This window comes from Acinetobacter sp. USHLN143 (assembly GCF_037145695.1).
GTDB classification, from domain to species: domain Bacteria; phylum Pseudomonadota; class Gammaproteobacteria; order Pseudomonadales; family Moraxellaceae; genus Acinetobacter; species Acinetobacter fasciculus.
This window is the reverse complement of sequence record NZ_JBBCWZ010000068.1, coordinates 1-15705: the sequence shown is the minus strand read 5'-3', so window position 1 is coordinate 15705 and position 15705 is coordinate 1. Positions and strand designations below refer to the sequence as shown.

At 43.3% G+C, this 15705-nt stretch carries 13 protein-coding genes, 1 tRNA gene and 1 pseudogene; 11 read left to right on the top strand and 4 right to left on the bottom strand.

Going from position 1 to position 15705, the window contains the following annotated elements:
• Positions 1–136 (top strand): annotated as a pseudogene (locus tag WFH18_RS14050) (IS4-like element ISAba33 family transposase); the annotation flags it as partial.
• An 87-nt stretch (positions 137–223) separates the two neighbouring features.
• Here the strand turns inward: WFH18_RS14050 and WFH18_RS14045 are convergent.
• The gene (locus WFH18_RS14045) at positions 224–1462 is read right to left on the bottom strand and encodes an MFS transporter (protein ID WP_086044913.1); all 1239 of its coding nucleotides are present in this window, start codon (positions 1460–1462) and stop codon (positions 224–226) included.
• A gap of 137 nt (positions 1463–1599) precedes the next feature.
• On the opposite strand from WFH18_RS14045, the gene WFH18_RS14040 reads away from it, so the two are divergent.
• The 5 genes from WFH18_RS14040 to putP all read left to right on the top strand — a co-directional run bounded on the left by WFH18_RS14040 (position 1600) and on the right by putP (position 6357).
• The gene (locus WFH18_RS14040; RefSeq protein WP_086044028.1) at positions 1600–2229 is read left to right on the top strand and encodes a 1-acyl-sn-glycerol-3-phosphate acyltransferase; all 630 of its coding nucleotides are present in this window, start codon (positions 1600–1602) and stop codon (positions 2227–2229) included.
• Between the two features lie 63 nt (positions 2230–2292).
• The gene (locus tag WFH18_RS14035; protein ID WP_305177475.1) at positions 2293–3210 is read left to right on the top strand and encodes a patatin-like phospholipase family protein; all 918 of its coding nucleotides are present in this window, start codon (positions 2293–2295) and stop codon (positions 3208–3210) included.
• 102 nt (positions 3211–3312) lie between these two features.
• Entirely contained in the window at positions 3313–3786 is a 474-nt protein-coding gene (locus WFH18_RS14030; RefSeq protein ID WP_336755089.1) for an NfeD family protein, read from the top strand.
• 12 nt (positions 3787–3798) lie between these two features.
• Positions 3799–4653: an SPFH domain-containing protein gene (locus WFH18_RS14025; protein WP_004279377.1), complete on the top strand. Its 855-nt coding sequence runs from the start codon at positions 3799–3801 to the stop codon at positions 4651–4653.
• A 213-nt stretch (positions 4654–4866) separates the two neighbouring features.
• Positions 4867–6357, top strand: coding sequence for a sodium/proline symporter PutP (gene putP / locus WFH18_RS14020; protein WP_305177476.1), 1491 nt, complete (start codon positions 4867–4869; stop codon positions 6355–6357).
• An 83-nt stretch (positions 6358–6440) separates the two neighbouring features.
• Here the strand turns inward: putP and WFH18_RS14015 are convergent, their stop codons facing one another.
• Both WFH18_RS14015 and prpF read right to left on the bottom strand, forming a co-directional pair.
• A complete protein-coding gene (locus WFH18_RS14015) occupies positions 6441–7349 on the bottom strand; it encodes a polyprenyl synthetase family protein (RefSeq protein WP_071852208.1) in 909 nt (302 codons plus the stop codon).
• Between the two features lie 224 nt (positions 7350–7573).
• Positions 7574–8764 carry a 2-methylaconitate cis-trans isomerase PrpF gene (gene prpF / locus WFH18_RS14010; RefSeq protein WP_305177477.1) on the bottom strand — a complete coding sequence of 397 codons (1191 nt, stop codon included), beginning with the start codon at positions 8762–8764 and terminating at the stop codon, positions 7574–7576.
• A 332-nt stretch (positions 8765–9096) separates the two neighbouring features.
• On the opposite strand from prpF, the gene WFH18_RS14005 reads away from it, so the two are divergent.
• From WFH18_RS14005 to WFH18_RS13990, 4 genes are all read left to right on the top strand, one after another.
• Entirely contained in the window at positions 9097–10452 is a 1356-nt protein-coding gene (locus WFH18_RS14005) for an amino acid permease (RefSeq protein WP_305177478.1), read from the top strand.
• Between the two features lie 88 nt (positions 10453–10540).
• Positions 10541–10616: transfer RNA gene (locus WFH18_RS14000), tRNA-Arg, on the top strand.
• Between the two features lie 337 nt (positions 10617–10953).
• Complete coding sequence (locus WFH18_RS13995) at positions 10954–12282, top strand: OmpP1/FadL family transporter (RefSeq protein WP_155861849.1); 1329 nt, start codon at positions 10954–10956, stop codon at positions 12280–12282.
• Between the two features lie 321 nt (positions 12283–12603).
• Positions 12604–13821 carry an OmpP1/FadL family transporter gene (locus tag WFH18_RS13990; protein ID WP_004783082.1) on the top strand — a complete coding sequence of 406 codons (1218 nt, stop codon included), beginning with the start codon at positions 12604–12606 and terminating at the stop codon, positions 13819–13821.
• A 70-nt stretch (positions 13822–13891) separates the two neighbouring features.
• Here the strand turns inward: WFH18_RS13990 and thrH are convergent, their stop codons facing one another.
• Positions 13892–14509 (bottom strand): bifunctional phosphoserine phosphatase/homoserine phosphotransferase ThrH, encoded by a 618-nt coding sequence (gene thrH / locus WFH18_RS13985; protein WP_004783083.1) that lies wholly within the window; start codon positions 14507–14509, stop codon positions 13892–13894.
• A 208-nt stretch (positions 14510–14717) separates the two neighbouring features.
• Between thrH and WFH18_RS13980 the strand changes: the two genes are divergently transcribed.
• Positions 14718–15452 carry a phosphoadenylyl-sulfate reductase gene (locus WFH18_RS13980; RefSeq protein WP_305177479.1) on the top strand — a complete coding sequence of 245 codons (735 nt, stop codon included), beginning with the start codon at positions 14718–14720 and terminating at the stop codon, positions 15450–15452.
• Positions 15453–15705 lie beyond the last annotated feature (253 nt).

Below are 15705 nucleotides of genomic sequence, written 5' to 3'. Positions count from 1 at the left end.
GAGTTTATTTCGCTATGGTTTAGACTATGTTCAAATGGCGATTCAGCGTTTAATTGGTTTTGGGAAAAAAGAAGAGTTTAAGGAAATTTTGGCAATTTTAAGAAGGCAGAACCCTGATAGGATAAGGGTTCTGTGAAATTTGTCGTGTACAGAGTTAATATTTATATATTCTATTTAGTACTTTAGGCTAACATTTAACCAAATAGTTGATTATTTGGAAATTTTATAGTTTTTCTGCAACTTTCATCCATCGGAAAATTGGAATTAAACTAAAAATTGCCACAATCACAATGAGGTTCAGATAATTTTGATAGCCTAAAGCATCTCCAAAAATGCCACTCAGGCTATAAAGTCCCCCACTTACCGTGGCCATCAAAGCCACCTGAAAGGTGAAATCTGTTCCTGCCAGATGCTTGCGACTGTATTGCATGACCAAGGTCAACATGACCACCAAAAGCATGGCAGAGATCATGTCTTCGGCTGCATTGACCAGATATATCATCCAGTTTTGTACTTTGTTTTGAGCTTCATACTGCGTAGCGAGCCAGGCATAAGCCATTAAGCTCAATATTTTTAGAATTGAGAAAATGATCAAACTCGAGCTGCGAGACCAGTACTTCAGACACCAGCCAGCCAATCCTGCTCCAATCAGTGCCGCAAATGCACCAAGCATGGTGATATAAAGGCCAATCTGGCTAAAGCTCAGTCCGAGATCCACCATCAAAGGTTTTAATAAAGGCCCGGATAAACCATCGGCGATTTTAAAGGTCAGTAAAACCAGAAGCCACCTCGCCAAGCTTAAATCTGACCAGAAGTATTGAAAATAGGTTTTTATATTGCTGAATGCAGGTCCTTTATCAGTTGGCGTGATAATTTTTGAATGCTGAGGTTCTCTAAAAAATAAAATGGGTAAAGTATTAAGAAAGACCAGAGCCGCCAATAATAAAAAGGTGGCTTGCCATTGCAGTAGATCGAGCAACCATAATATAGCCCCACCTCCGACAATGAATCCCAGTCGTGAACCGATGACCTGAAAGGTATTACCCCAATGTTGCTGTTCATTTTTCAGAATATTGACCGCCAGTGCATCAGTCGCAATATCCTGCGTGGCCCCGATCCCATTCATTAGCAAAAGCGTGATAAAAAACAGCAGTAAATACAGCGGCTGATTCAAGGCCTGAATCGGTAGAAACGAGAGCCCAATCAATACAGCAACTGACAGCCATTGCAAGGGAATAATCCAGCTACGGTAATGGCCTTGGGATTTCTTCCCATAACGATCGACCCAAGGTGCCCAGAATATTTTAATCGACCAAGGCAGCATTAACAGGCCAAAGCCCCCGATATGCGCCAGTGATACCCCTTCAGCCCGTAAAATGACCGGCAAGGCATGCGTCATAAATCCGACCGGAAGCCCCTGTGCCCAATACAGCGAAAACAGTAAGATATAGGTATTCCGCATATTTAGGCCAAGTCCTTCAGTTGAAAATGCATCACCAGCATTTAAGATGCTATACATTTTGCCAATGATCCGGATTTTACAAAAGTCTAATATGATCAAAAATAAAGAAAAATTCGTTTCAGGAAGAGACATAAGCAATGGCCCAGACACGTTTCCCCCAACTCCCGCCGCATGTACCAGCCCGCGGCAGCAAGCTGAGCCGGACTTTTTTCAGGCAGCTTTTCTTGGCACAGGGCTGGCGTTTGGAAGGCAAATTTCCAGACTTAGCTAAAGCTGTGGCGATTATCTCTCCCCATACCTCCAATATTGATGCATGGCTGGGTTTTAATGCCCTGCTTGGTCTCGGTATTCAGATTACGATTTTTGGTAAAGACAGCCTGTTTCGTACACCGCTAAAACCGGTTCTGGAATGGATTGGTGTGGTTCCTGTCGTCCGAGATAGTCCACAAGGCCATACCCGACAGATTGTAGACATTATTGAAAAATCGCAGCAGATCTGGGTCGGTATGGCACCGGAAGGTTCACGTAAGGCACCGGATAAAATTCGTAGCGGTTTTTATCATATTGCCAAGGCAGCTCATTTGCCGATTGTGATGTTTTCCTTTGATTATGATATCAAGACCATTCATATCCTGGGCGTGTACCATCTGACCGGTGATTATGAATACGACCTAGAACAGATTTATAAGCATTATGAAGGTAAATTCTCGGCCAAAAATCCGGACTGGGTGGCCAAGCCGTTACAAAAGCTTTTGAAAAAAGACTAGGCAAATATGGCTTTTTTTGATGTGATAGCCTGAATCTTGTTGATTTAATCACCAGTTTTTATAATGAAATTAGCCCGTTATGCCTTAATTGGCTGCCTTGGATTCAGTCTTGCAGCCTGTGATAAAGCCACTAAATCACCCACGCCTGCCACGCCATTAAAAGCCCGTGAACCTGTCGTCGCCATTGCCCTCGGTGGTGGCGGTGCCAAAGGTTTTGCCCATATTGGCGTCATTAAAGTGCTCGAATCACACGGCATCAAACCGAAAATCGTCACCGGTACCAGTGCCGGTAGTTTTGTCGGTAGCCTGTATGCCAGTGGCAAATCGCCTTATCAGTTACATCAGATTGCCCTGAATTTTAAAGAATCTGATATCCGCGATTTAACCTTGAACCGGCAAGGGATTATTGCCGGACAAAAATTGCAGGATTTCGTCAATAAGAATGTGGCGAACAAACCAATTGAACAATTCCCGATTCGCTTTGCTGCTGTTGCCACTCGTCTGGACAATGGCCGTAAAGCTGACTTTATTAAAGGCAATGCCGGACAGGCGGTCCGAGCGTCCTGCAGTATTCCGAATGTGTTTGTGCCTGCAGTGATTGGTGGAAGCAAATATGTCGATGGCGGTCTGGTCAGTCCGATTCCGGTCAAGACCGCCAAAGATATGGGAGCAGACATTGTGATTGCCGTGGATATTTCTGCCCGTCCGGATGGTAATAAGGCTCTAAATATGTGGGGCGTACTAGATCAGACCCTGAATATTATGGGACAGCAAAGCATTCATGAGGAACTGAGTCAGGCCAATGTGGTGATCCAGCCCAAAGTCGGCCATATTGGTACTTTAGACCTGAAAGCCAGTAATGCGACCATTCTGGAAGGTGAAAAGGCTGCTCAGCTGAAAATCCGTACTATTGAAAAAGCCATTAGCAACTTCAAGCAGTCTCCCGCGGCATTTAAACCGCCACGTCCGGCAAAATTTTGATGCATGAATTTTTTATATTCATCTGCGGCCGCATCTGCTACATTGAAGATCAATCATATAAAGATGATGATTAATTAAATACTTAGCGATATAGGTCACGATATGGAATTAGTTCTTGAACCTTGGCACTGGTTTGTATTAGGCATTCTTCTGATTCTGTCTGAATTACTGGTGCCCGCATTTGCTGCCCTGTGGTTCGGGATCGGTGCCATCATGGTTGGCGTCCTGTACTGGATGTTCCCGATGATGGGACTGACGACCCAGCTCCTGACCTGGATCATACTTTCTGTACTGTGTACGCTGCTCTGGTTCAAGTTTATCAAACCGCTTTCCATTGACAAGACCAAAGCCGGTCTGTCGCGTGAGGCGACCATTGGTCAAGTGGGCATGGTGATTCAGATCAATCTGGATCATGGGCAAATCCGGGTGCGCTTTCCGATGCCAGTTTTAGGTTCGGATGAATGGGAATGCCGAACTCTGGACCCCGTTCAAGTCGGAGACCGCGTTCGCGTCGTGGATATTCTGGGTAATGACCTGGTCGTACAACCTCACAGCACGAATTATCAAAATCAATAAGGTGAATAAGCTATGTCTGGTGGTTCTATCATTGTTATCGCGTTTCTGGCCTTTGTTGCGATTACCATTTTTAAAGGTGTGCGGATTGTGCCGCAAGGCTACAAATGGATTGTACAGCGTCTGGGTAAATACCATACTACGCTGAATCCAGGCCTGAATTTTGTTATTCCTTATGTGGATGAAGTTGCCTATAAAGTCACAACCAAAGATATCGTTCTGGATATTCCCTCACAGGAAGTGATTACCCGTGATAACGCGGTCCTGCTGATGAATGCCGTGGCTTATATTAATCTGACCACACCAGAAAAAGCCGTGTACGGGATTGAAAACTATTCCTGGGCGATTCAGAACCTAGTACAAACCTCACTGCGTTCGATTGTCGGTGAAATGGATCTGGATGATGCGCTATCTTCACGTGACCATATCAAGGCACGTTTGAAATCCAGTATTTCCGATGATATCTCGGACTGGGGTATTACCTTGAAAACTGTAGAAATTCAGGATATTAAACCTTCTATTACCATGCAGACTGCAATGGAAGAACAGGCAGCAGCTGAACGTCAGCGTCGTGCGACAGTCACCAAAGCTGATGGTGAAAAACAGGCCGCGATTCTGGAAGCGGACGGCCGTCTGGAAGCCTCTCGTCGTGATGCTGAAGCGCAAGTGGTACTGGCTGAATCTTCACAACGTGCAATCGACATGGTGACTTCCGCCATTGGTGATAATGAAATTCCGGTCGCCTATTTACTGGGTGAACAGTATATTAAAGCCATGCAGGATATGGCCAAGTCGCCAAATGCCAAGACTGTGGTCCTTCCTGCCGATGTATTAAATACGATCCGTGGTGTCATGGGCCGACCTAACTAATTTATCTTTTGACTTTATATATAGGCAGCCCGAGGGTTGCCTATTTTTATTGACGCAAGAAAATCTCAGCAAAGATTGTGAATTTATGGTTAAATTTCGCGTTTATTTTTGAAATCTACTGGATTTGATGTTGCTTGGCTTTCGGATTAAAGCTTTTCGCAGCTGTCTTATTCCTTGTTTCGATCTACTGTCCAACTTAAAAATGGATACCGTATGAGCTCCCTAAATCCAACCTTAATTACTTTTCTTTTCTATATTGTCGCAATGGTGGTGATCGGCCTAATGGCTTATCGCGCGACAAGCAACTTTTCCGATTACATCTTAGGGGGCCGACGTTTAGGGAGTTTCGTAACTGCACTTTCTGCAGGGGCTTCCGACATGAGTGGCTGGCTCCTGATGGGGCTACCCGGTGCGATTTATCTTTCCGGTCTGTCTGAGATGTGGATTGCCATCGGCCTGATTATTGGTGCCTGGCTCAACTGGTTGCTGGTTGCTGGCCGTTTACGCGTACATACCGAAGTCCAGCACAATGCCCTGACCCTGCCGGATTATTTCTCGAATCGTTTTAACGACCAGAAGAAAATCCTGCGTATTGTTTCGGCTTTCGTGATTCTGATTTTCTTTGCGATTTACTGTGCTTCCGGCATGGTTGCAGGTGCGCGTCTGTTCGAGAGCATGTTTGACATGTCTTACAGCACCGCGCTCTGGATCAGTGCCATTGCCACCATCAGCTATGTATTTATTGGTGGTTTCCTGGCTGTGAGCTGGACCGATACCATTCAGGCGGGGCTGATGATCTTTGCCCTGTTGCTGACGCCAATCGTAACGTTAATGGCGTTCTCGGATATGTCCCAGGTGACTTTGGCACTGGAGGCTGCTCGTCCTCAAGCAATGAATATTCTGGGTGATCTCAGCCTTGTTGCGATTATTTCTCTGCTTGCCTGGGGTCTGGGTTACTTTGGCCAGCCGCATATTCTGGTGCGCTTCATGGCTGCAGATTCAGTCAAATCCATTCCAAATGCACGTCGTATTGGCATGACCTGGATGATTCTGTGTCTGGGCGGTGCAGTCGCAGCCGGCTTCTTCGGTATTGCTTATTTCGAGCAGCATCCAGAACTGGCAAGCGTGGTGAATGCCAATCCTGAAACCGTATTTATGGAACTGACCAAAATCCTGTTTAACCCATGGATTGCAGGTGTAGTTCTGGCGGCGATTCTGGCGGCAGTAATGAGTACTTTAAGCTGTCAGTTATTGGTCTGTTCAAGCACCTTGACAGAAGACTTCTATAAATCTTTCCTGCGTAAAAATGCCTCGCAAAAAGAACTGGTCTGGGTTGGCCGTTTGATGGTACTGCTGATTGCCTTGCTGGCGATCTGGATGGCGGGTAATCCTGAATCTAAAGTTCTGGGTCTGGTGGCTTATGCCTGGGCAGGTTTTGGTGCCGCTTTTGGCCCGCTGATTATCCTGTCATTGTTCTGGAAACGCATGACCTTGAATGGTGCCTTGGTGGGAATGATCGTGGGTGCAGTCGTGGTTATTTTCTGGAAGAACCTGTTTGCAGACACTGGCCTGTATGAAATCGTTCCTGGCTTTATCTGTTCAATGCTGGCGATTGTGGTAGTAAGCCTGATGGGTAAAGCGCCAACAGAAGAAATTACCGACCGCTTTGAAGAAGCTGAACGCCTGTATAACGAAAGCAAATAATTCTGTATCAACTAAAAAGAGGACTTCAAGTCCTCTTTTTTTATGCAGTTACTTTAAACTTTTTTAGAAAAATAATTTTTCAATCAGCTTTTACGCGTGAGCAGAAACTGGGTAATTTGCATCAACTCTTCCGCCTGACCTTCAAAATGGGCAAGTGCCGTTAAGGCTTGATCATGTAACTGCTGTGCATACGCTTGGGCCTGCTCCAGACCCATCAATGCCGGATAGGTCGATTTCTCTACCTGTTCATCTTTGCCGGCTGTTTTCCCCAACACTTCGGTATCGGAAATAATATCCAGAATATCATCCTGTACCTGGAAGGCCAGACCAATCGCCTGTCCAAACTCACGTAATTTAGGAATGGCCAGATCGGTACCCTCAAAAATAGTCACCGCCGCCATCATGATCGCGGCACTAATCAAAGCACCAGTTTTATTGCGATGGATGGTTTCCAATGCTTGCTGATCGATTTTTTTGCCTTCTGACTGCAGGTCTAAAACCTGACCATTCACCATTTTCGAAGAAGCGGTTGCCAGAATCTGCATCTGTTTCAGTACAATAGAAGCTTCTACCGCTGGCCCCTGATCAAACAGACGGCTACCCAGAATTTCAAAAGCCATAGACTGCAGGATATCACCTGCCAGCAACGCTGTATCTTCCCCATAAGCCACATGACAGGTCGGCTGGCCACGGCGCAGTAAATCATTGTCCATACACGGCAGATCATCATGGGCCAGTGAATAGCAGTGAATAAACTCGATCGCAACCGCTGCACGGCGCACTGCAGCACTATTCTGGTTGGGTTTTAATGCGGCGGTGGCATAGCATAGCGCTGGACGTACTCGTTTACCGCCAAGCATCACAGCATGATGGACTGCCGACCTTAAAGGTTCCGGAATGGCAAAGGCTTCCAGAGCGGTCAGTAAATCCTGTTGAATGCGGTGTTGTGCTTGAGTGAGTGCATGGGTTGATACGTCAGTGATAGATGACACATTCGCCTCGAATACGTAGTCCAGAAAAATAAAATGACAAGCGAATAAATGCCTGTACGCTGATCAGGCATTGTACCTAGAAATGCATTGAATTTTCAGCCATAAATCGAATTGTTCTGCTGAAATTTGCTATTCAACATCAAATAAGCAAGTCATAGATTTTAAACAATAAAAAACCACCGCATTAACGGTGGTTTTATTCAGGCTAAATGCACGCAAGGCAATTAAACAAGAACATCTTCTGGTACGCGCACCCAGCCTTCCATCAACACGCGGGCACTACGACTCATAATCGCTTTCTTCACTTTCCACTCACCATTTTCAAAACTTGCTTGTGCACCCACTCTCAAAGTCCCGGAAGGATGACCGAAACGCACCGCTTCACGCTCTACCCCACCTGCGACCCGGTTCACCAATGTTCCGGGAATAGCAGCTGCCGTACCAATGGCCACCGCAGCCGTGCCCATCATGGCGTGATGTAATTTACCCATAGACAAGGCCCGAACCAGAATATCGGTATCTGATTCAGTGACAGTTTTGCCACTTGAAGAAGTATAGCTACTCGGTGGTGCAACAAAGGCAATTTTTGGCGTGTGTTGTCGGGTTACGGCTTCTGCAATATCCTGAATCAGTCCCATCTGTTTGGCTGCATAGGCACGAATCGTTTCGAACTTTGTCAGGGCTGCCACATCATTATTGATATGATCCTGAAGCTCGGTGCCCTTATAGCCTAGATCCCCCGCATTTAAAAATACCGTGGGAATACCGGCATTAATCATGGTCACTTCAAAGCTGCCAATATTTGGCACTTCCAAAGTATCGACCAGATTGCCTGTCGGAAACATGGAACCGCCTTCTGCATCATCATCGGCTGGATCCAGAAACTCGATCTGCACTTCCGCTGCAGGAAAGGTTACGCCATCCAGTACGAAATCACCCAGCTCCTGCACCTGTCCATTTTGCATCGGCACATGCGCGATAATGGCTTTCTGGATATTGGCCTGCCAGATCCGTACCGTGCATAACCCATTTTCAGGAATACGTTCGGCATCGACCAGACCATTGGAAATGGCAAATGCTCCCACTGCCGCGGTCAGATTGCCGCAGTTACCGCTCCAGTCTACAAAAGGACGGTCAATTGACACCTGACCAAATAAATAATCGACATCATGATCAGCGTGCAGGCTTTTTGACAGAATGACCGTTTTACTAGTACTGGAACTGGCACCACCCATACCGTCGATCTGTTTCCCATATGGATCTGGGCTACCAATCACGCGTAGCAAAAGCTGGTCACGAATCCGGCCAGGCTGTTGTGCTTCTACAGGCAGGTCATCCAGCTTAAAGAAAACACCTTTACTGGTGCCTCCACGCATATAGGTTGCAGGAATCTTGATTTGGGCGGCAAAACTCATGAATTATTTCATCCTTTGACTTGTCTTTGTTTTCGTACGAGTTATTCAATATTTATATTCAAAGTATAGTATGTTGAAAGCAGAACTGCTTGACTGCCAGACCTTAGTATAAAAAAACGGCATTTGTATTTTATCCAAGAAAATAGAGAACTCGTCAGTAACAGTTTCAATAAAATCAATATATTGATTCATTTATATTTTATTTCAATTATTTATATGAATATTTTTTATCATTCCTCCAACAATATTTCATTCTTAGGATGGACTAGGCTTCTTTAGTCTGATCAATTACAATCAGCCACTTATCATTTTCCATTGTCGGGCTGAACACTTTGAATAACGAGTCTTCACAACTTCAGCGTGGCTTAAAGAACCGTCATATTCAGTTGATCGCCATGGGCGGTGCAATTGGCACAGGCTTATTCTTAGGTTCCGCACAGGTGATCCAATCTGCGGGTCCTTCTATTATTTTAGGCTATGCCATTGGGGGCCTGATTGCATTTTTAATCATGCGTCAATTGGGTGAGATGATTGTTCATGAACCTGTCGCAGGTTCATTCAGCCATTTTGCTTATAAATACTGGGGAAAATTTCCCGGTTTCCTTGCGGGTTGGAACTACTGGATTCTGTATATCCTGGTAGCCATGACCGAACTTACTGCGGTTGCGAAATATATCAATTACTGGTGGCCGCATATTCCAGCTTGGGCATCGGTACTGTTTTTCTTTATCGTGATTACACTGGTCAACCTCGGCAATGTGAAATTCTACGGTGAATCGGAATTCTGGCTTTCCATCATTAAAGTGACTGCGGTCATCTCGATGATTGTCTTTGGCCTGTATCTGATCCTGACTGCTGATGCTTCTTCAGGCGCATCTTTTAGCAATCTTTGGACCGCGGGCGGTTTCTTCCCGAATGGTTTTGAAGGTCTGTTCTACATGCTGGCCTTCCTGATGTTTGCCTTCGGTGGTATTGAACTGATCGGCATGGCGGCTGCAGAAGCTGAAAATCCGGAAAAAACCATTCCGAAAGCCATTAATCAGGTGGTTTTCCGTATTCTGATTTTCTATGTCGGTGCTTTGACGATTCTGTTGTCACTCGTGCCTTGGAATCAGCTTGAACTTGGTGGTCTGGACAAAAGTCCGTTCGTGATGATTTTCAGCCAGCTTGGCATTGACTGGGCAGCACACTTACTGAACTTTATTATCCTGACAGCAGCATTGTCTGTGTATAACAGTGGCATGTACGCCAACAGCCGTATGCTCTATGGTCTGGCTCAGCAAGGAAATGCACCTAAAGTCTTCATGAAAGTGAATAAGCAAGGTACGCCAATTCCTGCTGTATTGTTCTCTGCCGCGCTGATTTTTGGCTGTGTGCTACTCAACTATTTCGTGCCTGAAGATGCCTTAAGCCATCTGATTTATATCGTAGTCGGTGCATTGGTATTGAACTGGGCTATGATTACCCTAACCCATCTCAAGTTTATTCAAAGCATGAAAAAGTTAGGACAGAAGACTTCCTTCCCTGCGCTGTGGTCTCCGGCGGGTAATATTTTGGTTCTTGGTTTTATTCTCACGATTCTTTACATCATGTGGACGCAAGGATTCCAAGAATCAGTATACATGCTGCCGATCTGGATCGTAGTCATGTTAGGTTTGTTTAAGTTACTTAAGCCTAAAAATACCTAGACAACTCCTGTAGCTATGAGTCCTTAAAAGTTATTGCTTCGGCAATAACTTTTTTTTGTATTTTTTACAGTACAATAGCCTTCTTTTCGCGCCCTTAGCTTAACTGGATAGAGCAGTTGCCTCCTAAGCGACCGACGTGGGTTCGAGTCCCGCAGGGCGCACCATCCTTTCAAAATGTGATCTATACTTCAAAAAATTAGCATTAATCTTCATATTTTTAGAATATTTTTTATACAAAAAATCATTTTTTCTTCATTATTTTATTTCTTTTACTTTCAAATACTTATTTCAAAATGAGGCTATTTTTTGGTGTAAAAACTCTATTTTGATGCTTTTTTAGACTAATTAGTTTTTTCTAGAGCATTTACTCTTATTTTAATTGTGCTATTTTTGTCACATGGAGTAACAAATGATTGCGGATAAATACCCGAAATCTCCAAGAATTTAATAAGTGCAAACAACAACGCTAGATATAAATTTGTACCTCAAGGAAAGACGTAAATGAAATTAAAAACATTAACTACTGCAATGATTCTTGCAACTGTACCAATGACGGGTGCTTTTGCAGCAGCTCTAGATCGTTCAGGCCAATCAATGGCGGCCTTCCTGCAACCAGGTAATTATTTTGAAGCAGGTATTTCTGTTTTAGATCCATCTGTATCTGGTAAAGCTAATGCAGGTTATACACCTAACGCTGCTATTCCTGCAGCTTTAGCTGGTCTTGAGAATACCTCTCTATCAGACATGGGCGAAGATTATTACTTCCCAAGTGCAGCATTAAAGTTTCAAGTAGCTGATAAATTATCAGTGGGTCTTTTATACGATCAACCTTTTGGTGCTGATGCAGCCTATTCAGTTGGTGATGCTGGAGCAAACCCAGCATTAGCAGGCTTGGGGCTTCCAGCTGCATTATTTGCTGGACAGGGCTTATTGCATGATGGCCAAGAAGCAACTGAAGTAGAAGTTACAACCGAAAATTTAACGTTCCTATTAGGTTTCCAACCAACTGAAAACTGGAATCTATATGGTGGTGCGGTATACCAGACCGTTAAAGGGAATGTTCAACTACGTGGTACCGCATACGGTTCTACTATTGCATTAGGCCAATATAATGCAGATATGAAGAAAGATTCTGCAGTAGGCTGGATTGCAGGTTTAGCTTACCAAATTCCTGAAATCGCATTAAAAGCATCTTTAACGTATCGCTCTGAAATTGATCACGAAGCAGCAACGAATGAATATGGTACAAGCTTAATTTTAACTGGTTTAGTTCCTGGACCAGGTGCGGTATATAACGAAAACACTACTACCAAAATTACAACTCCACAATCTGTAAACCTTGATTTCCAAACTGGTATCATGGCTGACACAGTCGCTTTTGCTAATGTGCGCTGGGTAAACTGGGAAGATTTTTCAATTCGTCCTGAACAGTTTGGTACAGTTTCAGAAGCTTTAGGTGCCGCAGGCTTAACCCCAGATAATCCAAATGGTTTTGACTTAGTGGGTTATACAGATGATCAATGGTCAGCTACTGTAGGTGTAGGCCGTAAATTTAATGAAAAATGGGCAGGTAATGTCTCTGTAGGTTGGGATTCAGGTGCAGGCAACCCTGTTTCAACTTTAGGTCCAACTGAAGGTTACTGGAACGTTGGCCTAGGTCTACAATTCTCACCTGCTGCAAACTACTTTATCGCTGGTGGTGTGAAGTACTTCTGGTTAGGTGATGCTAAAGCTCAACCTGCATCAATGTTTGGTACAGGAAACTCTGTGGCACAATTTGAAGATAACCATGCTTTAGGTTATGGCTTAAAAATGGGCTATCGCTTCTAATTCCTGTTAGTTAATAAAAACCACCTTCGGGTGGTTTTTATTGTCTCATTTATATTTTTATACACCCGTATACTATTCGATGCTTTTATCACCAATCAAATTTTGCCTAAATTTTGTTTTTAATATATTTTGATAAAAATTATTATTTGTTTATTTTCATTAAGTTAATCAAAAAAATATAGTATAAATACTCTAAGCAATCATTTTTTATAACCGCCATAGTTAATTTCTTGGACGAAGTGGAGCATTTACTCTTTTTAAATTTGTGTTACTTTTCCACAACTTTTATTAATATTTATGCAACATTGTCAAGGATGAGCCATGAAGCTTAAGCCAATCTCTATCGCTATTCTTCTTTCTAGCCTGCCTACTTCTCTCGTGTTCGCTGCCGGTTTAGACCGTTCAGGCCAGTCTATTCAGGCTTTTTTACAACCTGGTAACTATGCAGAAGCAGGAATTTCTGTTCTTGATCCAACTGTGAAAGGGACATCTAAAGTATCTGCTTTTGAAGGTGAAAAAATTAACGACATGGGGGAAGATTACTATTTCCCCTCTGCTGCAATTAAAGTTCAAGCAACAGACAAAATTTCTTTAGGCTTGATCTATGATCAACCTTTTGGAGCAGATGCAACATACGCTGAAACTGCTGGTTCTTTTGGTAATGGTGTAGAAGGTACATCAGTTGATGTTGACACACATAATTTAACTGCCCTCATTGGTTATCAACCTACAGAAAACTGGAATTTCTATGCTGGTCCAGTGTGGCAAACTGTTGAGGCTGATATTAAATTACGGGGGGGTGCTTATTCTTTATTAAGTGGCTATAACATTCAGCTTAAACAAGAAGAAGCCTTTGGATGGCTTGCTGGATTTGCTTATCAAATTCCTGAAATTGCATTAAAAGCTTCTGTTACCTATCGTTCAGAAATTAAGCATAAAGCAAAATCTTCTGAACAGTCTGATTTAGCTCTTTTAGGACAACAACTTCCTGATGCAGGTCATCCTTTAAGTCCAGCAAAACCATTATTGGCGACTTTAGGTGAAAGAGAAAGTACTGTAGAGGCGGTTACACCTCAGTCGGTAAATATTGATCTGCAATCAGGTGTCGCTCAAAATACTATTGCTTTTGCAAATCTTCGTTGGGTTCATTGGGATCAATTTGCTGTAACACCATCTTTACTCGCTCAAGCTTCAGCCTTGGCAAAAGGAAAAGCACAAAATCTGATCGATTACTCTAATGATCAATGGTCAGCAACAGTCGGTGTAGGTCGCAAATTCAATAATAAATGGTCAGGTTCAGCTTCTGTAGGTTATGACTCAGGTGCAGGCAACCCTGTAACGACTTTAGGTCCAACTGAAGGTTACTGGAATGTAGGCTTAGGTGCTCAATATAGCCCTGCTGAGAATTACTTTATTCAGGCTGGCGTAAAATATTTCTGGTTAGGCGATGCCCAAGCACAAACTGGCGGTACTATTGTAGGTGATTTTGAAGACAACCATGCCATGGGTTATGGCCTAAAAATCGGCTACCGTTTCTAAGCAATAAAGAGTTTTACTCTAATAAAAAAAGGCACCCTTTGGTGCCTTTTTTTAATTTCAAACTTAAAAATTAAGCTGGAATATTACGTACCGATGCATTACGGATTGCTTCTTTCAATGCGTCATAACCATAAATTGGCGGGAATTGCGGGAATTCTGCAATCACATTCTCTGGTGCGTCGAACAGGAAGCCATGATCTGCTTCACCCAGCATTGTGGTATCGTTATATGAATCACCGGCTGCAATCACACGGAAATTCAGACCGTGTAATGCTTTCACTGCCTGACGCTTCTGATCTGGCTGGCGAAGTTTATAAGCAGTGATCATGCCCTCTTCATCAGTTTCCAGCTTATGACAGAAAATCGTTGGCCAGCCTAGTTGCTTCATTAAAGGATGAGCAAATTCATAGAAAGTGTCAGACAGAATAATCAGCTGAAAATGAGTACTTACCCATTCTACAAATTCCTTGGCGCCTTCAAATGGCCCCATATCCGCAATCACAGCCTGGATATCATTTAGACCCAAACCATGCTGTTTTAAAATATTCAAACGCTGGGTCATCAACACATCATAGTCAGGAATATCACGTGTCGTTGCTTCGAGCTCTTTAATACCTGTTTTTTTAGCAAAATTGATCCAGATTTCTGGAACCAAAACGCCCTCTAGATCTAGACATACGACTTCCATGAAGCATCCCCTCAGTTGTATTGAAAAAATTTTGCCCTATCATAGCTGAAGAAAAAGATTTTGCACTGTTCTTTTTTAAATCTGTTTTTTTCATAAGTATTTATTTTTTAGTGATAAGTAGCTTTGGGCATTTCTATTAAAATAGAATAAATCTGAAATAAATTCATATAGGCCACGTCATTTCCAAGCCTATGTCGCCAGGACTCATATGACCAAAATCCCCACTATTGCTATGGTAGATGCGCTCGCATCTGAATATGCAGATAAATCACCAAGTGAAATTTTAGCGCTTGCTCTCGACCAGGAAGGCGAAATTGCCATTTCATTTTCCGGTGCAGAAGATGTCGTACTGATTGATATGGCATCCAATTTAGGTAAACCTTTCCGGGTATTTAGCCTGGATACAGGGCGTCTGCATGCTGAGACTTATCAATTTATTGAAAAGGTTCGTCAGCACTATAATATTGATATCGAAATCTGCTTCCCTGAAACGGATGCGGTACAAAATTTAGTGACCGCCAAAGGTTTATTCAGTTTCTTTGAAGATGGCCATCAGGAATGTTGCGGTATACGCAAAGTTCAACCGCTACGTAAAAAACTGGCCACGCTGGACGGCTGGATTACCGGTCAGCGCAAAGACCAAAGTCCGGGTACACGCAATGAAATTCCAGTGGTTCAGGCAGATCTAGGTTTTTCCGGTCCGGGAAAACAGTTGATCAAGTACAATCCTCTTGCCAACTGGTCCAGTGCGGATGTCTGGAGTTATATCCGTATGATGGAAGTCCCTTATAATGCCTTGCATGAAAAAGGTTTTGTTTCTATCGGCTGTGAACCTTGTACTCGCCCTGTGCTGCCAAATCAGCATGAACGCGAAGGCCGCTGGTGGTGGGAAGAAGCTACCCATAAAGAATGTGGCTTACATGCTGGCAATCTAAAAAAATAAAGTTAAGTTTTATCTTTCCTATTGATTGAAAGACTATTTTTTTAATAAAGATAGTCTTTTTAATTGATAATTTTACATTTGGTGACAAGATATAAATTACCTTTTATCGGGATAATATTATTTTAATTAAAGAATTTATAAAATATTAGACCTCTTGCGAAAGTAAAAACTGCCTCAATATAGATTTCATGAAATATCAGAAATTAAATCGTTTTTCAGATTCTGAATTCCAGCGCTTGGTTGGTGTACCTCG